Origin of the sequence: Sinomonas cyclohexanicum (genome assembly GCF_020886775.1) — a bacterium.
GTDB lineage: Bacteria > Actinomycetota > Actinomycetes > Actinomycetales > Micrococcaceae > Sinomonas > Sinomonas cyclohexanicum.
The window spans coordinates 2225821-2248419 of the sequence record NZ_AP024525.1 but is presented as its reverse complement, the minus strand read 5'-3'; the positions used below and the strand labels follow the sequence as shown (position 1 = coordinate 2248419).

Annotated in this window: 15 protein-coding genes and 1 pseudogene; 13 read left to right on the top strand and 3 right to left on the bottom strand. The window is 70.7% G+C overall.

Translation table 11 applies throughout. The features are described from left to right. Positions 1–2 precede the first annotated feature (2 nt). The 9 genes and pseudogenes from carA (at position 3) to SCMU_RS10725 (ending at position 11541) form a co-directional block, all read left to right on the top strand. Complete coding sequence (gene carA / locus SCMU_RS10765; RefSeq protein ID WP_274602840.1) at positions 3–1202, top strand: glutamine-hydrolyzing carbamoyl-phosphate synthase small subunit; 1200 nt, start codon at positions 3–5, stop codon at positions 1200–1202. Then, positions 1202–4556, top strand: a pseudogene (carB, locus tag SCMU_RS10760) (carbamoyl-phosphate synthase large subunit). Before carA ends, carB begins: the two are co-directional and overlap by 1 nt. Beyond that, positions 4549–5415 carry an orotidine-5'-phosphate decarboxylase gene (gene pyrF / locus SCMU_RS10755; RefSeq protein ID WP_229229168.1) on the top strand — a complete coding sequence of 289 codons (867 nt, stop codon included), beginning with the start codon at positions 4549–4551 and terminating at the stop codon, positions 5413–5415. Before carB ends, pyrF begins: the two are co-directional and overlap by 8 nt. Positions 5416–5489: 74 nt before the next feature. After that, positions 5490–5804: an integration host factor, actinobacterial type gene (gene mihF / locus SCMU_RS10750; RefSeq protein ID WP_229229167.1), complete on the top strand. Its 315-nt coding sequence runs from the start codon at positions 5490–5492 to the stop codon at positions 5802–5804. 64 nt (positions 5805–5868) lie between these two features. After that, positions 5869–6483, top strand: coding sequence for a guanylate kinase (gmk, locus tag SCMU_RS10745; protein WP_229229166.1), 615 nt, complete (start codon positions 5869–5871; stop codon positions 6481–6483). A gap of 40 nt (positions 6484–6523) precedes the next feature. Further along, positions 6524–6823: a DNA-directed RNA polymerase subunit omega gene (rpoZ, locus tag SCMU_RS10740; protein WP_371829587.1), complete on the top strand. Its 300-nt coding sequence runs from the start codon at positions 6524–6526 to the stop codon at positions 6821–6823. Between the two features lie 14 nt (positions 6824–6837). After that, positions 6838–8160, top strand: a complete 1323-nt coding sequence (locus SCMU_RS10735; RefSeq protein ID WP_229229165.1) for a bifunctional phosphopantothenoylcysteine decarboxylase/phosphopantothenate synthase — start codon at positions 6838–6840, stop codon at positions 8158–8160. Positions 8161–8188: 28 nt separating this feature from the next. Further along, positions 8189–9397: a methionine adenosyltransferase gene (gene metK / locus SCMU_RS10730; protein WP_229233008.1), complete on the top strand. Its 1209-nt coding sequence runs from the start codon at positions 8189–8191 to the stop codon at positions 9395–9397. A gap of 20 nt (positions 9398–9417) precedes the next feature. Further along, complete coding sequence (locus SCMU_RS10725; RefSeq protein ID WP_229229164.1) at positions 9418–11541, top strand: primosomal protein N' family DNA-binding protein; 2124 nt, start codon at positions 9418–9420, stop codon at positions 11539–11541. Positions 11542–11740: 199 nt separating this feature from the next. Here the strand turns inward: SCMU_RS10725 and SCMU_RS10720 are convergent, their stop codons facing one another. From SCMU_RS10720 to SCMU_RS10710, 3 genes are all read right to left on the bottom strand, one after another. After that, positions 11741–13330 carry an HNH endonuclease signature motif containing protein gene (locus SCMU_RS10720; protein WP_229229163.1) on the bottom strand — a complete coding sequence of 530 codons (1590 nt, stop codon included), beginning with the start codon at positions 13328–13330 and terminating at the stop codon, positions 11741–11743. Positions 13331–14174: 844 nt separating this feature from the next. Beyond that, positions 14175–15266, bottom strand: a complete 1092-nt coding sequence (locus SCMU_RS10715) for a glycosyltransferase family 4 protein (RefSeq protein ID WP_229229162.1) — start codon at positions 15264–15266, stop codon at positions 14175–14177. Next, positions 15263–16171, bottom strand: a complete 909-nt coding sequence (locus tag SCMU_RS10710; RefSeq protein WP_229229161.1) for an alpha/beta fold hydrolase — start codon at positions 16169–16171, stop codon at positions 15263–15265. The genes SCMU_RS10715 and SCMU_RS10710 overlap by 4 nt, the downstream gene beginning before the upstream one ends. Before the next feature lie 186 nt (positions 16172–16357). Between SCMU_RS10710 and glpK the strand changes: the two genes are divergently transcribed. The 4 genes from glpK to SCMU_RS10690 all read left to right on the top strand — a co-directional run bounded on the left by glpK (position 16358) and on the right by SCMU_RS10690 (position 22592). Continuing rightward, positions 16358–17890, top strand: a complete 1533-nt coding sequence (gene glpK, locus SCMU_RS10705; RefSeq protein ID WP_229229160.1) for a glycerol kinase GlpK — start codon at positions 16358–16360, stop codon at positions 17888–17890. 242 nt (positions 17891–18132) lie between these two features. Then, the gene (leuS, locus tag SCMU_RS10700) at positions 18133–20631 is read left to right on the top strand and encodes a leucine--tRNA ligase (protein WP_229229159.1); all 2499 of its coding nucleotides are present in this window, start codon (positions 18133–18135) and stop codon (positions 20629–20631) included. 12 nt (positions 20632–20643) lie between these two features. Then, complete coding sequence (locus SCMU_RS10695; protein WP_229229158.1) at positions 20644–21612, top strand: DegV family protein; 969 nt, start codon at positions 20644–20646, stop codon at positions 21610–21612. Between the two features lie 95 nt (positions 21613–21707). Next, positions 21708–22592, top strand: a complete 885-nt coding sequence (locus tag SCMU_RS10690) for a ComEA family DNA-binding protein (RefSeq protein ID WP_229229157.1) — start codon at positions 21708–21710, stop codon at positions 22590–22592. Positions 22593–22599: the final 7 nt, after the last annotated feature.

The following is a 22599-nucleotide window of genomic DNA, read 5'->3' as shown; positions in this document are numbered from 1 at the left end:
CAGTGACTGAGAAGGCCACAACCCAGAATCCGACCAAGGCCGAGCCCGCCGTGCTCGTCCTCGAGGACGGGAAGATGTTCCGCGGCCGCAGCTACGGCGCCGTCGGCACCGCGTTCGGCGAGGCAGTCTTCGCGACCGGCATGACCGGATACCAGGAGACAATCACCGATCCCTCGTACGCGCGGCAGATCGTGGTGCAGACCGCGCCGCATATCGGCAACACTGGCGTGAACTCCGAGGACGCCGAGTCCCGCCGCATTTGGGTCGCCGGCTACGTGGTCCGGGACCCCGCCCGCCGCCCGTCGAACTGGCGCAGCGAGCGCAGCCTCGACGACGAGCTCGTCGAGGAGGGCATCGTGGGCATCCAGGGGGTCGACACCCGCGCGATCACCCGCCACCTCCGCGAGCACAAGACGATGCGCGCCGCGATCTTCTCCGGCGAGGCCGCGCGCCGCTCGGACAAGGAGCTCCTCGACGACGTGCTCGCGAGCGCCCCCATGGAGGGCGCACGCCTCGCGGAAGAGGTCAGCGTCGACACCGCCTACACGGTCGAGCCGTCCGAGCACGGCTGGGAGGGCGAGCCCCGGTTCACCATCGCGGCGATCGATCTCGGCATCAAGGCCATGACGCCGCACCGCTTCGCCGAGCGCGGCGTGAGGGTGCACGTCCTGCCGGCCACCGCCACCGCCGACGACGTCAAGGCCGTCAACCCCGACGGGTTCTTCATGTCGAACGGCCCGGGCGACCCGGCAACCGCGGACACCCAGGTCCGGCTGCTCCGCTCGGTCCTCGACTCCAAGCTGCCCTACTTCGGGATCTGCTTCGGGAACCAGATCCTCGGCCGTGCCCTCGGCTTCGGGACGTACAAGCTCCGCTATGGCCACCGCGGCATCAACCAGCCCGTCATGGACCGGCGCACCGGCAAGGTCGAGATCACGAGCCAGAACCACGGCTTCGCCGTCGACGCCCCGATCGAGGGCGCGACCGTGGCACCCGAGGAGCGCTACGGCCGCGTCGAGGTCAGCCACATCAGCCTGAATGACCAGGTCGTCGAGGGCCTCGCGTGCCTCGACATCCCGGCGTTCTCCGTCCAGTACCACCCCGAGGCCGCCGCGGGCCCGCACGACGCCGCATACCTGTTCGACCGCTTCATCGACGTGATGGAAGCGAACGAGACCAAGAAGACCGAGGAAGCGAAGTAATGCCCAAGCGCACAGACCTTAAGAGCGTCCTGGTCATCGGCTCAGGCCCGATCGTGATCGGCCAGGCCGCCGAGTTCGACTACTCCGGCACGCAGGCCATCCGGGTTCTCAAGGAGGAGGGCCTGCGGGTCATCCTGGTCAACTCCAACCCCGCGACGATCATGACGGACCCCGAGCTCGCGGACGCGACCTACGTGGAACCCATCACGCCCGAGGTCGTCGAGAAGATCATCGCCAAGGAGCGCCCCGACGCGATCCTCCCGACCCTCGGCGGGCAGACGGCGCTCAACACCGCGATCGCCCTCGACAAGAGTGGCGCCCTCGAGAAGTACGGCGTCGAGCTGATCGGCGCGAACATCGCCGCGATCGAGCTGGGCGAGGACCGCGAGAAGTTCAAGGGCGTCGTCGAGCGCTGCGGCGCCGAGAGCGCGCGCAGCCACATCGTCCACTCGATGGACGACGCGCTCAAGGCCGTCGAAGACCTCGGCTACCCGGTCGTGGTGCGCCCATCGTTCACGATGGGCGGCCTCGGGTCCGGCATGGCCTACAACGAGGAGGACCTGCACCGGATCGCGGGCGCCGGCCTCCAGTACAGCCCGACCACCGAGGTGCTCCTCGAGGAGAGCATCCTCGGCTGGAAGGAGTACGAGCTCGAGATGATGCGCGACAAGAACGACAACGTCGTGGTCGTGTGCTCAATCGAGAACTTCGACCCGGTCGGCGTGCACACCGGCGACTCGATCACCGTCGCCCCCGCGCTGACCCTGACGGACCGCGAATTCCAGAAGCTGCGCGACGTCGCGATCGCCGTCATCCGCGAGGTCGGCGTCGACACGGGCGGCTGCAACATCCAGTTCGCCGTCGACCCGGCCACGGGGCGTGTCGTCGTCATCGAGATGAACCCGCGCGTGTCCCGCTCATCTGCGCTCGCCTCGAAGGCCACCGGCTTCGCGATCGCGAAGATCGCCACGAAGCTCTCCCTCGGCTACACGCTCGACGAGATCCCGAACGACATCACCCAGAAGACGCCGGCGAGCTTCGAGCCGACCCTGGACTACGTCGTCGTCAAGGTTCCGCGCTTCGCGTTCGAGAAGTTCCCGGCCGCGGACCCGACGCTCACCACGACCATGAAGAGCGTCGGCGAGGCCATGGCCCTCGGCCGCAACTTCACCGAGGCGCTGCAGAAGGCGCTCCGCTCGCTCGAGCAGAAGGGCGCCGAGCTCGACTTCTCTCCCGTGCCCGACTACGAGGTCGCGGAGCTCATCGAGAAGGCGAAGCGGCCGAGCACCGACCGCCTCTCGCAGGTGCAGCGCGCCCTCCTGGGCGGCGCGAGCGTCGAGGACCTCTTCGAAGCCACGAAGATTGACCCGTGGTTCCTGGACCAGCTCGTGCTCCTGAACGAGGTCGCCGCCGAGGTCAAGGCCGCGCCCGCGCTCACGGAGGACGTGCTGCGCCTCGCGAAGCGGCATGGCTTCTCGGACGCCCAGATCGGTGCCCTCACGCACACGTCCGAGGCGGTCGTCCGGGGCGTGCGGCTGGCCCTCGGGGTGCGTCCGGTCTACAAGACGGTGGACACGTGTGCCGCGGAGTTCGCGGCCTACACGCCGTACCACTACTCGTCCTACGACGAGGAGGACGAGGTCGAGCTGCACAAGAAGCCGTCCATCATCATCCTCGGTTCCGGTCCGAACCGGATCGGCCAGGGCATCGAGTTCGACTACTCGTGCGTGCACGCGACGATGGCCCTGCGCAAGGCCGGCTACGAGACGGTCATGGTCAACTGCAACCCCGAGACCGTCTCGACCGACTACGACATCTCCACGCGCCTCTATTTCGAGCCGCTTACACTCGAGGACGTCCTCGAGGTCATCGCGGCCGAGGAGCGCACGGGCGGCGTCATCGGCGTCTTCGTCCAGCTCGGTGGCCAGACACCGCTCAAGCTCGCCCAGCAGCTCGCAGACGCGGGCGTGCCGATCCTCGGCACATCCCCCGAGGCGATCGACCTCGCCGAGCACCGTGGCGCGTTCGCGAAGGTGCTCGACGACGCGGGGCTCGTCTCCCCGAAGAACGGCACCGCCGTCTCCTTCGACGACGCCAAGCGGATCGCGGACGAGATCGGCTACCCGGTCCTCGTGCGCCCCTCCTACGTGCTCGGCGGACGCGGCATGGAGATCGTCTACGACGAGGCCAACCTGCACCGCTACATCGACAACGCGACCGAGATCACCCCGGACCACCCGGTCCTGATCGACCGCTTCCTCGAGGACGCCATCGAGATCGATGTCGACGCCCTCTACGACGGCACCGATCTCTACCTCGGCGGCATCATGGAGCACATCGAGGAGGCCGGGATCCACTCCGGCGACTCGGCGTGCGTGCTCCCGCCCGTGACCCTCGGCACCGACGTGGCCGCACGGGTGCGCACCGCGACCGAGGCGATCGCCAAGGGTGTGGGCGTCCGCGGCCTCATCAACATCCAGTTCGCCCTCGCCGCGGACGTGCTGTACGTCCTCGAGGCGAACCCGCGGGCCTCACGGACCGTGCCGTTCGTCTCGAAGGCCACGGGCGTCCAGCTCGCCAAGGCCGCCGCCCTCATCGGCACCGGCGTGACGATCAAGCAGCTGCGCACGGCCTACCGCATGCTCCCGGAGACGGGCGACGGCGCGGTGGTGCCAGCGAACGCCCCGGTGGCGGTCAAGGAGGCTGTGCTGCCGTTCAGCCGCTTCCGCACGCCCGAGGGCACGGTCGTGGACAGCCTGCTCGGGCCGGAGATGCGCTCGACCGGCGAGGTCATGGGCATCGACAAGCACTTCGATAACGGCCTTCGCCAAGAGCCAGGCGGCCGCGAACAGCTCGCTGCCCACGTCGGGGCGGGTGTTCGTGTCCGTGGCGAACCGGGACAAGCGCTCGGTGATCATGGGCGTCAAGAAGCTCTCCGACCTCGGGTTCGAGATCCTCTCCACGGGTGGCACCGCGGCGGTCCTGAACCGCAACGGGATCAACGCCACGGTGGTCCGCAAGGTCACGGACAGCTCCGTGGCTGCCGGCGCTGCGGCGGGCACCCCGGTTGCCGACGGTGAGGGCACGATCGTTGATCTCATCAACGACGGCAAGGTGGACATGGTGTTCAACACCCCGTCCGGCGGCACCGCGCGCGGCGACGGCTACGAGATCCGCGCCGCGGCGACGTCGAACGGCAAGCCGTGCATCACGACCGTCGCCGAGTTCAACTTCGCGGTCCTGGCGATCGAGGCGATGCGCAGCTTCGAATGGAGCGTCACGAGCCTCCAGGAGCACGAGGCCGCAGTGCGCGAGACGCCTCAGGGCACGGCCGCGGAGCCGGCGCGTGCCTGACACGCAGCACCCCGGCGGCCGCCCGGCGTTCGGCGAGCGGCTCGCGGCCGCCGTCGAGCGCCGGGGCCCGCTCTGCGTGGGCATCGACCCGCATCCGGCGCTGCTCGCGTCGTGGGGCCTGACCGACGACGCCGAGGGCCTCCGCCGCTTCTCGGCGGCGGTCGTCGAGGCGGTCGCCGACGTGGCTGCCGCGGTCAAGCCTCAGGTGGCCCTGTACGAGCGGCACGGCTCCGCCGGGATCGCCGCCCTCGAGGAGCTCCTCGCCGACGCGCGCGGCGCGGGCGTGCTCACGATCGCCGACGCCAAGCGCGGCGACATCGGCTCGACCATGGCCGCGTACGCCCAGGCGTGGCTGGGGGAGACCTCGCCCCTGGCAGCGGATGCGGTGACGCTCAGCCCCTATCTGGGGTTCGAGTCGCTGCGGCCCGCGCTCGACCTCGCGGCCCAGACCGGCCGCGGCGTGTTCGTCCTCGCCCTCACCTCCAACCCGGAGGGCGCGTCCGTCCAGCACGTGGGCGGTGAGGCGTCCGTGGCGCGCAGGATCGTCGAGGCTGCGGGAGCGGAGAACCGCCGGTACTCCGGCGCGGACGCGGGCCACGGGTCGGTGGGGCTCGTGGTCGGCGCGACGGTGGGGGACGCGGTGGCCCGCCTCGGCCTCGACCTGGCAGCGATGGGCGGCCCGGTCCTCGCCCCCGGCCTGGGCGCCCAGGGCGCCACCGCCGAGATGATGCGCGAGACGTTCGGCGCCGCGTACCCGCGTGTGCTCGGCACCTCCAGCCGTGACATCCTGGCCGCCGGCCCGGACAGGGCCAAGGTGCGCGCCCGGGCCGAGCGCACCCTCGCGGGCCTCGCATCCTGACGCGTCATTGCCTTCCGGCGGGTCGGGGTCTAGTTTCAAGGCAACTGGACGAGGCGGAGCAGGAGGCGGCGCAGATGGCCCTCGAACCCCTGACACCCCACGAGAGGCGAGAGGCGCTCGGCAAGGCCATGGAGGCCCGCGGCGCGCGGTCGCGAGCCAAGGCCGCGCTCCGGGCGGGCGAGCTCTCCGTCGAGGACCTGCTCGCCCGAGCGCACGCCGATGAGGCCCTCGCGCGGCTCAAGGTCACTGAGATGCTCGAGTGCCTCCACGGCATCGGCCCCGTGCGGGCGCTCGCCATCCTCGAGGACCTCGGGATCGCCCCGAGCCGCCGGCTGCGGGGCCTGGGCGTGCATCAGCGCCGTGCGCTGGTAGATTTTCTGGCGGGCTGACTATTTCTGGCCGAACACTGCCCGGTGCACGAATCACCATGCCGGGCCTCATCGAAGGGACAGCGTGGAGCAGGAACAGGGCCGGACGCACGGCGGCACGGGCCACAGCGGGCTGACGGTGCTCGCGGGGCCAACCGCAGTCGGCAAGGGCACGGTGTCGACCTATATCCGCGACACGTATCCCGAGGTGTGGCTGTCGGTCTCCGCGACGACGCGCGCGCCGAGGTCCGGCGAGGAGGACGGTGTCCACTACTTCTTCATCGGCAGCGAGGAGTTCGACCGCCTCGTGGACGAGGGCGCCTTCCTCGAGTGGGCCGTGGTCCACGGCCAGAACCGCTACGGCACACTGCGCCGCACCGTCGAGGAGGCGATCGCGGCCGGCAAGCATGTCCTGCTCGAGATCGATCTCCAGGGCGCGCGCCAGGTGAAGGCGGCGATGCCGGACGCCCGCTTCGTGTTCCTGGCACCCCCGAGCTGGGACGAAATGGTGCGCCGGCTGGTCGGCCGCGGCACCGAATCACCCCAAGAACAGCAGCGCCGTCTCGAAACGGCTAAAATAGAGCTCGCTGCCGAGCCCGAATTCGATGTCACCGTCGTCAACGACGACGTGAAGCGCGCGGCAGACGAGCTTGTGTCACTCATGGGTCTGACGCCGCACGCCCGCCAGGCGTCGCACTAGCGCGCCGTTCCCCGCAACCAAGAGCATTGGAGATTCCACCGTGTCCTCGAACCCCGAAGGCATCATCAACCCGCCGATCGACGACCTCCTGACGAAGTCGGACTCGAAGTACGGCCTCGTGATCTTCGGGGCCAAGCGGGCCCGCCAGATCAACGCGTACTACGCCCAGCTGCACGAGGGCCTGTTCGAGTACGTCGGCCCTCTTGTGGACACCAAGCTGAACGAGAAGCCCCTCTCGATCGCGCTTCGCGAGATCAACGACGGCCTCCTCGTCGCGAACCCCATCGCCGCGGAGGATGCCCCGGCCGAGCAGTCAGCCGAAGACTCCGAGAACGAGTAGGGGGCCGCGGGAGCGTGCGGGTCGTCCTCGGGGTAGGCGGCGGGATCGCCGCGTACAAGGCGGCACTCCTGCTGAGGCTCTTCACCGAGGCGGGGCACAGCGTCACCGCGGTGCCGACAGCCTCGGCGCTCAAGTTCGTCGGCAAGGCCACCTGGGAGGCGCTCTCGGGCAAGCCAGTCCGAACCGATGTGTTCGAGGCCGTCGAGACGGTCAACCATGTCCGCCTCGGGCATGAGGCCGAGCTCATCGTGGTGGCCCCGGCCACCGCGGACCTCATCGCTCGGGCTGCGGGCGGCCACGCCGACGACCTCCTGACCAACACACTCCTCATGGCTCGCTGCCCGGTACTCCTTGCGCCGGCCATGCACACCGAGATGTGGCGCAATGCCGCCACCCAGGCCAACGTCGCACTCCTGCGCGAGCGCGGGGTCCACGTCCTCGACCCAGCCGTTGGAAGACTCACGGGCGCCGACAGCGGGCCCGGGCGCCTGCCCGAGCCGGAGGACATCTTCGCCGCGGCGCTCGCGCTCGTGCGCGGTGGCTCGGACAGCGAAGCGGCGCACGACGGCGACGCGCGCCCGGGTGACTGGCCCTCCGGTTCCGCGCCGGGTCCCCTCGCGGGCACCCGTGTCGTGGTCTCGGCGGGCGGAACCCGAGAGCCGATCGACCCCGTCCGCTTCCTCGGCAACCGGTCGTCCGGCAAGCAGGGGGCGGCGATCGCCCGCGCGGCCCTCGCGGCCGGCGCCGACGTGACGTTCGTCGCAGCCCACATCGACGTACCGCCGCCCGACGGCGCGGACGTGGTCCGTGTCGACTCGGCCCTTGAGCTCCGCGACGCGATGCTCGCCCACACCCCGGGAGCCGATGTAGTGGTCATGGCCGCCGCCGTCGCGGACTTCCGCCCCTCCGAGCAGGCAACGAGCAAGATCAAGAAACGCGACGACACGGCCGACCCAATCATCACCCTCGTACGCAACCCGGACATCCTCGTCGAGCTCGTACAGCGTCGCAACGAGTCGCACCCGGGCCAGTTCATCGTCGGATTCGCGGCGGAGACCGGTGACGCCGGCGGGAGCGTGCTCGAGTACGGCAGGGCCAAGATCGACCGCAAGGGCTGCGACCTGCTCGTGCTCAACGAGGTCGGCGCAGACCGCATGGGCGCCGAGCGAGTGTTCGGCCAAGACACCAACGCCGTCGTCATCCTCTCCCGCACCGGCGGCGAGCCCGAGCACGAGGCGGGGACCAAGGACGAGGTCGCGCGCGCCGTCGTGCGCCGGATCGCGCTCGAGCTGGCTCAGGCCCGCGGACGGGACGCCCGGACAGAGCCAGTAGAGTAGACCAGTGACCCACGCACCCGATTCCGGCATGATTCCCTCTGGCCTGACGGCCCTCCGCCTCTTCACCTCCGAGTCCGTCACCGAGGGGCACCCGGACAAGATCTGCGACCAGATCAGCGACGCCATCCTCGACGCGCTCCTTGCGGCGGACCCCGACTCCAAGGTCGCGGTCGAGACGATGGCGACGACTGGGCTCGTGCACGTGGCAGGCGAGGTCACGACGGATGCGTATGTGGAGATCCCCCAGATCGTGCGCAACACGATCCTCGGAATCGGCTATGACTCCTCGGCGAACGGCTTCGACGGAGCCCGGTGCGGCGTCTCCGTCTCGATCGGCCAGCAGTCCTCGGACATCTTCGAGGGGGTGTTCAACTCGCTCGAGGCCCGCGAGGGCACCATGGAGGACGAGTACGACCTCCAGGGCGCCGGCGACCAGGGCATCATGTTCGGCTACGCCTCGGACGAGACGGCCACCTACATGCCCACGCCGATCTGGCTCGCGCACCGGCTCTCCGAGCGGCTCACCGAGGTCCGCAAGGGCGGGGAGCTGCCGTACCTGCGCCCGGACGGCAAGACCCAGGTCACCGTCGGCTACGACGGCGACCGGCCCGTGAGCGTCGAGACGGTCGTCATCTCGAGCCAGCACGCGGAAGGCACGGACCTCTCGACGCTGCGGGCCGACCTCGCGGACCACGTGGTCAAGCCGGTCCTCGCAATGGCCGAGCTCGAGTCGGACCACGTCCGCAGCATCCTGAACCCCGCGGGCGCCTTCATCATCGGCGGCCCCGTGGGCGACGCCGGCCTGACCGGCCGCAAGATCATCGTGGACACGTACGGCGGGTTCGCACGGCACGGCGGCGGCGCGTTCTCCGGCAAGGACCCCTCGAAGGTGGACCGCTCGGCAGCCTACGCGATGCGCTGGGTCGCCAAGAACGTGGTGGCCGCAGGTCTCGCGCGGCGCGCCGAGATCCAGGTCGCCTATGCGATCGGCCAGGCCCGGCCCGTGGGCATCTACGTTGAGACGTTCGGTACCGAGAGCGTGGACCCGCTGCGCATCAGCGCGGCCATCAACGAGGTCTTCGACCTGCGCCCCAGGGCCATCATCGAGGCCCTTGACCTCAAGCGCCCGATCTACGCCAAGACCGCCGCCCACGGCCACTTCGGCCGCGAGGAGCCGGACTTCACGTGGGAGCGCCTCGATCGGGTGGCGCAGCTCAAGGACTTCTTCGGCGCCTGAGGCGCGTCCAACCGCAGGCGATGACTGCACGCCAGCCGCGCGCCGAGCCGGTCCAGCCGTCCCTCCTGAGCGGCTTCCCGGCCGCCGAGCCGCCACCTTCCGGCCCCCGGCCCGCGTCAAGCCTGCCCGTGGCCAGAGTGTGCGTCGAGTCGCCCCTGCCGCAGCTCGACCGTCCGTTCGACTACCTCGTGACCGAGGAGCTGGACGCCGCCGCCGTTCCCGGTGTGCGGGTCAAGGTCCGGGTTGCCGGACGCGAGCACGTCGGGTTCCTGCTGGAGCGGCTCGGCTCCTCCGATTCTGGCGTCAGACTCTCGCCGCTCGGCGCGGTGCTCTCACCCCTGCCCGTGCTCGCGCCCGAGATCGCCGAGCTTGCCCGCGCCGTGGCCGAGCGTTGGGCTGGGGCGCTCGGGGACGTCCTCCGATTCGCGGTGCCGCCCCGGGCGGCCCGGGTCGAGGCGGAGTTCGCGGCGCGCGGGGACGACGTCGCGGTCCCTGCCTCTCCCGCGCACGACGCCGCCCAGCCGGGCGACGCCGTTGGCCCCCCGGCCGCGGGGGCCAAGAATGCTGCCGGTCCGGAGCAGGTGCCGGGCGGCTGGGACCGCCTGCACAACGGGGCCGCGTACCTCCGCCATCTGGCCGCCGGCGGGAGCCCGCGTGCCGTCCTCCAGGCGGTGCACGGCTACGGGCCGGACGCGTGGCCGCACACCATCGCCCGGGCGGTCGTCGCGGCGAGGTCCTCCGGGAGGGGAGCGCTCGTCGTCGTGCCTGACCGGCGCGACCTGCTCCGCGTGCACTCGGCACTCGAGGCCGCGCTGCCGGGCGAGCGGATCGTGCGGCTGTCCGCCGAGGATGGGCCCAGCACCCGCTCCCGGGGCTTCCTCGAACTGCTCTCCGGGGCCGCCCACGTCGCCGTCGGCACGCGGGGCGCGGCGTTCGCCCCGGTCAGGGACCTCGGCCTCGTCGTGTGCTGGGACGACGGCGACGACCTGCACATCGAGCCCCGGGCGCCGTACTTCCACGCCCGGGAGGTCCTCCTCCTGCGTTCCGAGCAGACCGGCTGCGCGCTGCTGCTGGCCGGGCACGCGGTCTCGGTGGAGGCGGAGCGGCTCGTCGAGTCGGGCTGGCTTCACCGGGTCGCCGCGGAGCGTTCGGTGCTGCGGGCTGCCGTGCCCCGGGTCACGAGCACCGCGGACAGCGTGGAGTCAGCGCGCGACCCCCTCGCGCGGATCGCCCGGCTGCCGCATACCGCGTGGCAGGTGGCCCGGGAGGCCCTCGCCATCGGTCCGGTCCTCGTGCAGGTGGCCCGGGCCGGGTACGCGCCGTCGCTCGCGTGCGGCCGCTGCCGGGAGCCCGCGCGGTGCCGGCACTGCGCTGGCCCGCTCGCGGAGCAGGCCTCGGGGCGGGAACGCCTTGTGGTGTGCCGCTGGTGCGGGACCCCCGAGCTCGCGTTCTCGTGCCGTGTCTGCGGCGGGAAGTCCCTGCGCCGCACCGCGATCGGAGCGCTCCGGACCGCCGAGGAGTTGGGCCGCGCGTTCCCGGGCGCGCTGGTCGTCACGTCGTCGGGGGATGCGGTCAAGTCCGAGCTCGAGGGAGGTCCTGCGCTCGTCGTTGCGACGGTCGGCGCCGAGCCGGTGGCCCCGGACGGATACGCTGCGGCGCTCCTACTCGACGGCGACGCGCTCCTTCGGCGGGAGAGCCTCAGGGCGCCCGAGGAGGCACTGCGACGATGGCTCAACGCCGCTGCGCTCGTGCGGTCGGCGTCCGAGGGCGGCCGCGTCGTCATCACGGCGGGCGAGGGCGAGGCCGTCGCCGCCCTCGTGCGGTGGGACCCCGCCGGCTTCGCGGGTCGTGAGCTCGCTCTGCGGCGCGAGCTCGCGCTGCCGCCTGCCGTGCGGATCGCCGCGGTGACCGGCGCGATGGCGGACGTCGAGGCGTTCCTCGCCGCGGCACAGGATGTTCTCGCCCATCCCGGGGTCCGCGTGGCAGGACCCGTGGAGGGCGACCCGGCCCAGGCGCTCGTGTTCTTCCCCATCGCGTCCGGCCCCGCGGTGACACGGGGCCTGCACGGCGTTCGGGTCGCGCTTGCCGCGCGTCGGACCGGGGGGCCGGTCACGCTCCGGGTCGACGCCCCTGACTTGCTCTGAACGCTGGACGTGCCCCCAGCCCCTGAGGACCTGGCCCGCTTCGGGTCTGGACCCTGCTCTGAACGTCTGAGCTGCGCTCCGCGGGGCTGGCGGCTGGCTCCACTGCGCATTGCCCCCCGGGGGCCCTCACGATCACGGTCAGGGTGCTGCCTCTGTGGTAGAGGCGCACGACCTCGGCAAGGAACCACTCGCTGTCGAGTCAGAAGGGTGGTGGGTGTTCGATGTGTGGGTAGGTGGTGTGCTTGCGGCCTGAGGGGGAGGTCCATTCGAGTGTTCCGGGCGGAGCGCCGGTCTCGCGCTCGGTGGTGGCGGGGGAGTCGTCTCGGGTGGGATTGGTGGGGGTGCCGGTCTGGCGTACGGTCCAGTGGGCGAGGCTCTTGAGGCGGTGGTGTTCGGGGCATAGCAGGGCGAGGTTGTCCACCCCGGTGGTGCCGCCGTGGGCCCATTCGATGGTGTGGTCGGTGTCGGTGGCTGCTGAGGGTTTGTCGCATCCGGGGAATCGGCAGGTTGCGTCGCGTAGGGCCAGGAAGCGGCGCATCGCGGCGGTGGGGGCGTAGCGGATCCTGCCGATGGACAGCGGTGCCCCGTCCTTCCCGCCGACGGCGAGCCTGGACCAGGACTGGGTCTGGGCCGCGAGGTTCCGGGCGGTGTCGGCGTCGATGGGGCCGTAGCCGAGGATCTCGCCCGGGGCCCGGCTTGCCCCGGTGAGGGTGGCCTCGGTGGCGGTGACGACGAGCTGCATCCGGACCCCGCCCAGCGGTGCTCTCGGGGACCCCAGCGGTGCTCTCGGGGACCCCAGCGGTGCTCTCGGTGGCGGGCCGGTCGGCGACTCGGACTCTGGGGGCGTGGAGCCCAGGAGGAGGTCGCGGAAGGCGTCGGCGCGGAGCTGGTTGATCGTACGGGCCTCATCGGGGCTGTGGAGGGAGCGGGCGATCGCGCCGAGCCTTGTGTCGATGAGGGCGCCCTGCTCGAGCGGGAGGAGGGCGACGAGGTGGCACATCCCGTCCCCGGCCGGGGTGATGTCCACGTGCCGGTCGGCGGCGGCCTTGGCCTTGCGGGCAGCGAGCGGCTCGTCGGCGTAGTCCTCTGCGAGGCGCCGCAGCCGCCGGCCCAGGGCGGCCGGGGTGGGGACACGGTCGGGGTCGGCGGGGGCGGCGATCTCGGCCGCGGCCTCGGCGAAGTCCGCGAGCCGGCCCGTGGGCACCGGGGCCGCGGCGTCGAGGGCGATCGCTGCGCGCTGCCTGTTCAGGCTGCCGTCCCGCATGCGCTCGAGCAGCGGTGCCATGGCCGGGTCGCACAGGGCCCTGGCTTCTTCGACCTTCGCTCTTGCAGTGCGTTGGGGGATCCTGAGGGCTGCGGCGATCTCCGAGGCCGCCAGGCCCGGGGCCTCGAGACGGGCGATGGGGTCGGGAGCCGCCCCGCCCAGTGACTTCACGAGTTCGGCCGTCATCCAGACCCGGCCCGCGTCGAGGCGGGCCTGGGTCGCCTCGGCCCGCTCGAGTGCGCGCACGAGCAGCGCGGCGTACTCCAGGGCGTCCGGACCCGGAGTGTGCCGGACCCGGACACCGCCAGGGTTCTCGTTCCAGAGGGCAGCGAGCTCGCGCAGGTCGGCCTCATCGTCATCATCGTCCCGTTGCGCAACGAGCGCCTCCCCGTTGCGGTCCCACCAACCTGCCTCAAAGGCATCGCGGTCAGCGGTGTCGTCATCGAGGATTCCCGGCTCCGGCGGCTCGGGGCACTCGGCGAAGAGGTCCCCGGCGGGGTCATCAGGCACCGGTTCGGATGGCACCGGGTCATCAGGCGCCGGCGCGTCGGGCAGTGGCTCGGACTCCTCCGCCCATTGTCCCCACCGCGATACCTCCACCATGCATCAATCTTAGAAGATATCTTCGATGAAATCCACAGCTATCGACATCTAGTTAGTACATAATTCTTGGGTATCTGCTTAGCTGAAGTTGATCCGCAGGAGCGGCAACGGGCGGATCTTCACAGGAGAACTCGTCCCGGTCATCGAAAATGCTCCACAGGAGGTTCTGTTCACGACGTGGCCAGCACCCAGATGACGTCGGGCTCCGTGGGGTCATCGCCAGTGCGGGGGTCGAGCACGAGCAAGAGGCTGTTCGGTGGGGCGAGTCGAGCCGTCAAGTGTGTCTCGGGGGCTTCCGGGAGTTCCGTCGAACGCCGACGTCGCCGAAGTCCGATCAATTCATTAAGACCGGGCTGCTGGTCACCTACGACTCACAGGATCGGGCAGCCCTGATCGAGTTCGCTGAGCCGGCAGCACCGCACCTGGCTGGCTCAGCCCTCCTAGGGATCTCGATGGGGCAACTGCGTGATCTGCTGTCAGAGCGAGGGCTTGATTCGATCGCGGAGGAAGGTGCGATCGTTGATCCTTCGTGGCGCATGTCCTTCTACGCGCTAGATGGTGTAATCGAAGGGGTCTTGCTCGGCGAGTGAAAACGGCGCTCGGCCTGCCGATGCTCGTCGGCTACGAAGGCCCGCGGCTGCGAACGTCCGAGTTCTTGCATACGTGGACGAACTTCAGCCGAGCAGGTACCTAGTTCTTAGATCCGAAAACCGTTCTGAGTCCGTTGGCTGAGGCCCGCGCGTCCCGGGCTGAACCTGCCGCTGTGTCACGTCCGCCGGTGCTGCCGCCCGAACGCCTCGATCGCCTCGCGTGCCGCGGCGAGGAGCGCCTCGGCAGACGCGTCCCAGCTGAACGTCGCGGCCTGCCGCCGAGCTGCCCGGGAGGCAGCCTCCCACGCCCCGGGCGCCTCGAGGGCGCGGACGGCCGCGGCGAAGTCTGCGGGCGAGTCCGGGTCCACGAAGGAGGCCCCAGCGCCCCCCACCTCGCGGAAGATCGGGATGTCGCTCGCGATGACCGGAGTCCCGAGGCTCATCGCCTCGACGAGCGGCAGGCCATAGCCCTCCGACCGCGAGAGGCTCACGAGCGCCGTCGTGCGTCTCAGGAGCAACTCGTACTCGTCCTCGGACACACCGCCGTGAAACACCACGCGCGCGCCGGCGGGGACGAGCGCCTCGAGCTCGGCCCGCCTCGAGGGGGAGACACGGGAGAGGAGATGGAGCTCATAGTCCGGCAGCTCGGCCATGCCGGCGATGGCGGTCTCGACGTTCTTGTACGGCATGAACGAGCCCATGTAGAGCAGGGTCTTCTCGGCGGCGCCCTCGAGCGGCCGCGGTTCCCGCCCGCCCTGGGGTGCATTCCCGATGATCCGCACCGGACGCTTGGTGAGCCTCTTCTCCGACATGAGCCAGCGGGTCGTGTGGCTCACGGTCGCCACGACGTCGGCCCGGTTCAGGAGCACCCGCTGCGGCCAGTAGGCCTTGTGGTACAGGCGCCACAGGACACGCACGGGCGCCGGCAGGAAGCCGGGCGGTTCGGGGTGCTCGTAGTAGATGAGATCGTGCAGGGTGAGGATGAGCGGGTACCTGCGCCCCCACGAGCCCATGGTCTGCATGGGGCAGAACACGACATCTGGCCTCAGACCGTTGACTCGTGCCGCGATGAACAGCTCGGCGGGGGAGAGGGGGCTGGAGGCCTTCACGTGGGGCACGTCCGGCAGCAGCGCGAGCTGGCGCTCGTCGCTGATGAGCATGGCGACGTCGGCCCGGCGCGCCACGGCCTCGATCAGGCTCGCACCGAACCGGCTGATGCCGTCGTGCTGGTCGGTCCGGGTGAAGCGGGCGTCGATGAGGATCCTCATGCGGGCGTGCCTCCGATGAAGTCTGCGATGGCCGTGGCCGCCGGGCCCGGCGTCTCATAGTGGATGAGGTGCCCCACACCGGGGATCACGGTCAGCCGCGAATCCGCAAGCCGCTCGTGCAGCCGGCGCACGTCCGGCAGCGCCGCCACCTCGTCCTGCTCCCCGGCGATGAGCAGCACAGGCAGCTGCAGCGCATCGGCGACCTCGGCGGCGTCGTGCGAGATCGACGCGCGGAAGGACTCCAGGAGCGACTCGCGCGTCGCGAAATCGCTGAAGTGCTCGCGGTGCTGGCCGTGGACGAATCCGCGCAGCTGCGGATCGCGGCTCTTGGCCATCGCCTCGCTCATCAGGCGCACCACGGCGCGGCTTCGCAGCAGTGCCGTGCCGACTCCCGCGGGCAGATTCGCGGACGCCCAGTAGTAGGCCTCCGCGATGCGGCTCAGGACGGCCTTGGGCCCCTCCAGGGCCGGCGCCGAGATGGGGTTGACCAGCACGAGGCGGGTGAAGCGGCCGGGGTGCTCGGCGAGGAAGTGGGACACGACGATCGAGCCGAACGAATGTCCGAGCAGTACCGTCTCGGGACCCAGACCGAGCGCATCCGCGAGCTCCCCGAGCCAGGCACCGTAGCCGGCGATGCTGTGCTCGCCTTTCGGGAGCACGCCCGACTCCCCGAAGCCGGGCAGGTCCGGCATGATGACCCGGAACCCAGGGAGCGCGTCCACAATCCGCAGCAGGCCGTGGTGCGTGCCGCGGAACCCGTGGACGGCGAGGATGGTCGGCACCGCGCTGGCCTCTGGGTTGCGCGGCTCGTACGTGAAGACGGCCGTCGGAGTACCGGCGACGTCGAGCGACGACCGGTGCTCGCGCCGCGACAGCTCGTCGGAGAGGAAGGGCTCGGCAGTCATGGCGGTCATCGGCGCCGGCTCACCGTGCCCGGGTGCGCCACAGCGGAGGCGGGGGAGGCGATCATGGTCTCCACCCTACCGAAGCGGTGCCTGCCCGGCCGGAGCCCCGCGCGCTCGCACGGAACGACTGATTGACTTCCTGTGTGAAGGAGACAACAGTCTGGGCTTGTGACGAAGGAGCCACGGATGTCTGACCAGGCGCGGACCGCGCAGTATGTGATCGCCATCGACCAGGGGACCACGAGTACCCGCGCCATCATCTTCGACCACTCGGGCTCCATCGTCTCGATGGGCCAGCTCGAGCACGAGCAGATCTTCCCCCACGCGGGCTGGGTCGAGCACGATCCGAGGGAGATCTGGGACAACACGCGGGAGGTCGTCGGGCAGGCCCTCTCGAAGGCGAACCTGACGCGGCACGATATCGCCGCCGTCGGGATCACCAACCAGCGCGAGACCGCGGTGGTCTGGGACAGGACCACGGGCGAGCCCGTCTACAACGCGATCGTCTGGCAGGACACCCGTACCCAGCCCATCGTCGACGAGCTCGCGGCCCACGGCGGGGTCGAGCGGTTCAAGGACAGGGTGGGGCTTCCGCTCGCGACCTACTTCTCCGGGACGAAGATCAGGTGGATCCTCGACAACGTCGAGGGCGCCCGCGCGAAGGCCGAGTCCGGCGACCTCCTGTTCGGCACCACGGACTGCTGGGTCCTGTGGAACCTCACGGGCGGGATTGACGGCGGCGTGCACGCGACGGACGTCACCAACGCCTCGCGCACCCTGTTCATGGACCTTGAGACGCTCGCGTGGGACCAGGAGATCCTGGACGCTTTCGGCCTTCCGGCGTCGATGCTGCCGGAGATCAGGTCCTCCTCAGAGGTGTACGGCACCGTCCACGGGTCGCAGCTGCTGCGCGAGGTGCCCGTCGCGGGCATCCTGGGCGACCAGCAGGCGGCCACGTTCGGCCAGGCGGCCTTCGAGGCCGGCGGCGCCAAGAACACGTACGGCACAGGCTGCTTCCTCATCGTCAACACGGGCGAGGACATCGTCCACTCGGCCAACGGGCTGCTCACTACCGTGGGCTACAAGCTCGGCGACGCGAAGCCGCACTACGCGCTCGAGGGCTCGATCGCGGTGGCGGGCTCGCTCATCCAGTGGCTGCGCGACAATCTGGGCATGATCGGCAGTGCGCCCGAGGTGGAGGCCCTTGCCACCTCGGTGGAGGACAACGGGGGCGTCTACATCGTCCCCGCGTTCTCGGGCCTGTTCGCGCCGTACTGGCGTGCCGACGCCCGGGGCGCGATCGTAGGCCTGACCCGGTATGTCACGAAGGGCCACATCGCGCGGGCGGCCCTCGAGGCGACCGCTTTCCAGACGCGTGAGGTGCTCGACGCCGTCAACGCCGACTCCGGCGTGCCGCTCACCGAACTCAAGGTCGACGGCGGCATGGTCGCCAACGATGCGCTCATGCAGTTCCAGGCGGACATCCTCGGCGTCGACGTGGTGCGGCCCAAGGTCATCGAGACGACCGCGCTCGGGGCCGCCTACGCGGCGGGCCTGGCGGTGGGCTTCTGGAAGGACCTCGAGGAGTGCTCGGCCAACTGGGGCGAGGACAAGCGCTGGATCCCGAGCATGGGCGAGGGCGAGCGAGACCGGCAGATGCGGCTGTGGAGGAAGGCCGTCACCAAGTCGATGGGCTGGGTGGACGCTGACGTGCGCTAGCACGGCGCGACGCAGCGCGGCGGGACCGGCCCAGACCCGCAAGCCCGCGCACGACGGCGAGTGCTCGCCGTCGTGCGCGGCGCCTGCGGTACCATGGCTCCTATGCGTGGCATCCTCCTCCTTCGATAGCCGCTAGCCTCCCGCCGGAACGACATTGCGGGAAGCAAGCGGCGGCCCCTCCGTGTGAGGGGCTTTTGTGTGTCAGGGGCAGGATGCCGAAGAGGCGAGTGGAGAGAAGCACGGTGAGCGAAGAGCAGGTCGTTCAGGACACGGGGCAGAACACCTACAGTTTTGCCGCGATGGAGGCCAAGTGGCCCGCGGTGTGGGACAGGCTGGGCGTGTTCACGCCCGCCGACGACGGGAGCCGTGAGCGCCGCTACGTGCTCGACATGTTCCCCTACCCGTCCGGCGACCTCCACATGGGCCACGCCGAGGCGTTCGCGATGGGCGACGTCGTGGCACGCTACTGGCGCCTCAAGGGCTACGACGTGCTCCACCCGATCGGGTGGGACTCCTTCGGGCTGCCCGCCGAGAACGCCGCGATCAAGCGCAACGCGCACCCTTCGGAATGGACGTACGCGAACATCGAGACCCAGGCCGCGTCGTTCAGGCGGTACGCGCTGAGCTTCGACTGGTCGCGCCGGCTCCACACCTCTGACCCCGACTACTACCGGTGGACCCAGTGGCTGTTCCTGCGGTTCTACGAGCGTGGGCTCGCGTACCGCAAGAACCACCCCGTGAACTGGTGCCCCAAGGACCAGACCGTCCTGGCCAACGAGCAGGTGGTCAACGGGGCCTGCGAGCGCTGCGGCACCCCGGTGACGAAGAAGGCACTGAACCAGTGGTACTTCAAGATCACGGATTACGCCGAGCGGCTCCTGGACGACATGACCGAGCTCGAAGGCCACTGGCCCGAGCGCGTCCTCGCGATGCAGCGGAACTGGATCGGCCGCTCCGAGGGCGCCCACGTGCGGTTCGCCATCGAGGCCGTCGGTGGGCAGCCCGAGCGCGAGGTCACCGTCTTCACGACGCGCCCGGACACCCTCTACGGGGCCACGTTCTTCGTGGTGGCCGCCGACGCGGAGCTCGCCGGCGAGCTGGTCGCGCCGGAGCAGGCGCAGGCCCTCGCCGAGTATCAGGACCGCGTCAAGGCACTGAGCGAGATCGAGCGCCAGAACACGGACCGCGAGAAGACCGGCGTGTTCCTGGGACGCTACGCGGTCAACCCGCTCAGCGGCGAGAAACTGCCGGTGTGGGCAGCGGACTACGTCCTCGCCGAGTACGGCACGGGCGCCATCATGGCCGTCCCCGCGCACGACCAGCGCGACCTCGACTTCGCCAAGGCGTTCAACCTGCCCGTCCGTCCCGTCCTGGACACGGGCGAGGAGGACCCAGCCGTCTCCGGCGTGGCCACGAGCGGCGAGGGAACCATCATCAACTCCGGCCCGCTCGACGGGCTCTCCAAGACTGAAGGCATCGCCAAGGCCATCGAGATCGTCCAGAGCGCCGGCACGGGGGAGGGGACGATCAACTACCGCCTGCGCGACTGGCTGCTGTCCCGCCAGCGCTTCTGGGGCGCGCCGATCCCGATCATCCACTGCCCGGTCGACGGCGAAGTGCCGGTCCCCGACGACCAGCTCCCCGTCCGCCTCCCGGACGACCTGCGCGGCGAGCAGCTCGCGCCCAAGGGCACCTCCCCGCTCGCGGCGGCCGAGCACTGGGTCAACGTCACGTGTCCCCGCTGCGGCGGCCCCGCCAAGCGGGACACCGACACGATGGACACGTTCGTCGACTCATCCTGGTACTACCTGCGCTACCTGTCACCGGACTACACCGAGGGGCCCTTCGATCCCGAGGCCGCCAAGCGCTGGATGCCCGTTGCCCAGTACGTGGGCGGGGTCGAGCACGCGATCCTGCACCTGCTGTACAGCCGGTTCTTCACCAAGGTCATGAAGGACATGGGCCTGATCGACGCGGACGAGCCGTTCGCGGCGCTCATGAACCAGGGCCAGGTGCTCAACGGCGGCAAGGCCATGAGCAAGTCGCTCGGCAACGGAGTCGATCTGGGCGAGCAGCTGGACACCTTCGGCGTCGACGCCGTCCGCCTCACGATGGTCTTCGCGTCCCCGCCGGAGGACGACGTCGACTGGGCCGACGTCTCGCCGTCGGGCTCGGCGAAGTTCCTGGCCCGTGCACGGCGCCTCGGCCAGGACGTGACGAGCGCGCCCGGGACGAATCCAGCCCGAGGCGACCGCGCGCTGCGCGCCGTCACGCACCGCACGATTGCGGAGGCCGAGGAGCTCCTCGACGCGCACAAGTTCAACGTCGTGGTCGCCAAGGCGATGGAGCTCGTCAACGCGACCCGCAAGGCCATCGACAGCGGCCCGGGCGGGGCTGACCCCGCCGTCCGCGAGGCCGTGGAGACCGTGGCGATCATGCTGAGCATGTTCGCCCCGTACACGGCGGAGGACCTGTGGGCCGCGCTCGGCCACGAGCCGTCCGTGGCGAACGCCTCCTGGCCGCAGCATGATCCGTCGCTCACGGTCGAGGAGACCGTGACCGCCGTCGTCCAGGTGGCCGGCAAGGTGCGCGACCGCCTCGACGTCGCCCCGGACATCTCCGAGGATGCCCTGCGCGAGCTCGCCCTCGCGTCGCCGAACGTAGCGCGGGTGCTGGACGGGCGGGGCATCCGGACGGTCATCGTGCGGGCTCCGAAGCTGGTCAACATCGTTCCGGCCTGAGACGCCTGAGTCGTGGCTGACGACCATGCCGCGGATCTTCCCGCGATTGCGTGGCTGAAGCGCCGCTGGGGCAGGCTCCGTCCGGGGCCGGCCCCAGCGGGGCAGCCGCCTTCGCCTCCGCAGCCGCGGGTGGCCGTCGTCACCGACTCCTCCGCCGCCCTGCCCGAGGAGTGGACGGCTGAGTTTGAGCACGCGGGCTGCTTCGCGTCCGTCGTGCTGCCCGTCATGGCCGGGGATGAGATCTTCACCGACGGTGACGACGCCGACACCGCGCTGAGCATCGCGCTTGCGGCGGGCCGCCCGGTCCGGACGTCACGGCCCGCGCCCGGGCAGTTCGAGCGTGTGTACCGCGGGTTCGAGCAGGCGGGATTCGACGGCATCGTCTCCCTCCATCTCTCAGGCAAGCTCTCAGGCACCGCTGACGCCGCGCGCGTTGCCGCCGAGCGCGTAGGCCTTCCGGTGGATGTGGTGGACTCCCGGACCGCCGGTATGGCCCTCGGCTTCGCGGTCAGGGCGGCCGTGCGGGCCGCCGCAGAGGGCGCCGATGCGGCCACGGTCCGGGCTGCGGCGCTCCGCGGGCTCACGGGCGCCGAGGTCTTCTTCTACGTCCCGAGCCTCGAGCAGCTGCGGCGCGGCGGACGTATCGGCGCCGCGGCCTCGCTCGTCGGCACCGTCCTGGCCATCAAGCCGATCCTGTGCGTACGGGACGGGCTGATCGTGCCTCTCGAACGCATCCGCACCGCCGCCCGAGCAGTGCCGCGGCTCAGGGAGCTCGCCGTCCAGGCAGCTCGGGGCCGCCGGACGCCCGCCCTCGCTGTCCACTACTTCGGGAACAGGGGAGAGGCGGAACGGTTCGCGGCTGACGTCGCCGGAGACCTCGGCCTGCCCACGGACGACGTCGCGCTCTCGCCGATGCCGGCCGTGCTCGCCGCCCACACGGGGCTGGGTGTTCTCGCGGTGATCGTGGCCGAGGCGGGGTGAGCCCGGTTCCCCTCCACAGGGCTGGGTTGGGCGTGTCGTCCACATAGGACCTGCACGGCCACGCCCCTACTCCGCGCGTGTGCCACGGTTGCCTCATGGTCTTCTCCAGGGGCTTCGCACGTGCCAGGAGGCAGGAAGCCCGGCACCGTTGGGATGCCCTGTTCCCGGCGTCGCAGGGGAGCGAGGAGCCGCTGCTGGACCTCGCGGGACCCGTCGACACCGAGCCCCTTCGCGTGGTGGCAGACGCAGGCGGGCCTCGGGACAGCCCGCCGCGGAACGCCGGGCCACGACTGGGGCTCTCGCCGCGGCTGGGCGCAGTTGTCGCCGGGCTCCTCGCGGTCTCCTGTGTGGTCTGGTGGGCTTTTTCAGGAGCCGCCCAGCCCGACGTCCGGCCAGTCACCGACGTCGGCACCGCTCCGACGCCCGCGGTGCACTCGTCTGGCACCCCTGAGGATCGCGACACCGATTCCGCTCCAACGGCGGCCGGCCCCACGGTCCACGTCGCGGGGGCTGTAGCAGTTCCCGGTATCTACCACCTCGCCCCGGGTGCACGGGTCTACGAAGCTATCGCAGCGGCGGGCGGGGCCGCGCCCGGCGCCGACGTCGACCGGCTGAACCTCGCCGCTTCGGTCGACGACGGCACGCGCCTCCGCGTGCCCTTTCGGGACGAGCCGCAGGGATCGGACACCGACTCGTATGCGGGGTCCGGTGCCGCTGCCCCGAGTGAAACCCCGGGTTCCTCGCGACAGACCGCCGGCGGGTCCGCCACACCGGCTGGAGCAGGCACCAGGGTCAACATCAACACGGCCACCGTCCAGGAGCTCGGCACGCTCCCGCGGGTCGGTCCAGTGCTCGCGCAGCGGATCGTGGACTACAGGGCGGCCCATGGGCGGTTCTCCGCGCCCGAGGACCTGGACGCCGTGAGCGGGATCGGGCCCAAGATGCTCGAGTCGCTCCTTCCGCTCGTGACCGTGGGGTGAGGAACCC

Bases quoted from the DNA above. Each gene is read 5' to 3' on its own strand.
- mihF (WP_229229167.1), top strand. From the start codon at position 5,490: ATGGCCCTCGAACCCCTGACACCCCACGAGAGGCGAGAGGCGCTCGGC.
- metK (WP_229233008.1), top strand. From the start codon at position 8,189: ATGATTCCCTCTGGCCTGACGGCCCTCCGCCTCTTCACCTCCGAGTCC.
- SCMU_RS10725 (WP_229229164.1), top strand. From the start codon at position 9,418: ATGACTGCACGCCAGCCGCGCGCCGAGCCGGTCCAGCCGTCCCTCCTG.
- SCMU_RS10715 (WP_229229162.1), bottom strand. From the start codon at position 15,266: ATGAGGATCCTCATCGACGCCCGCTTCACCCGGACCGACCAGCACGAC.
- SCMU_RS10710 (WP_229229161.1), bottom strand. From the start codon at position 16,171: ATGACTGCCGAGCCCTTCCTCTCCGACGAGCTGTCGCGGCGCGAGCAC.
- glpK (WP_229229160.1), top strand. From the start codon at position 16,358: ATGTCTGACCAGGCGCGGACCGCGCAGTATGTGATCGCCATCGACCAG.
- SCMU_RS10690 (WP_229229157.1), top strand. From the start codon at position 21,708: ATGGTCTTCTCCAGGGGCTTCGCACGTGCCAGGAGGCAGGAAGCCCGG.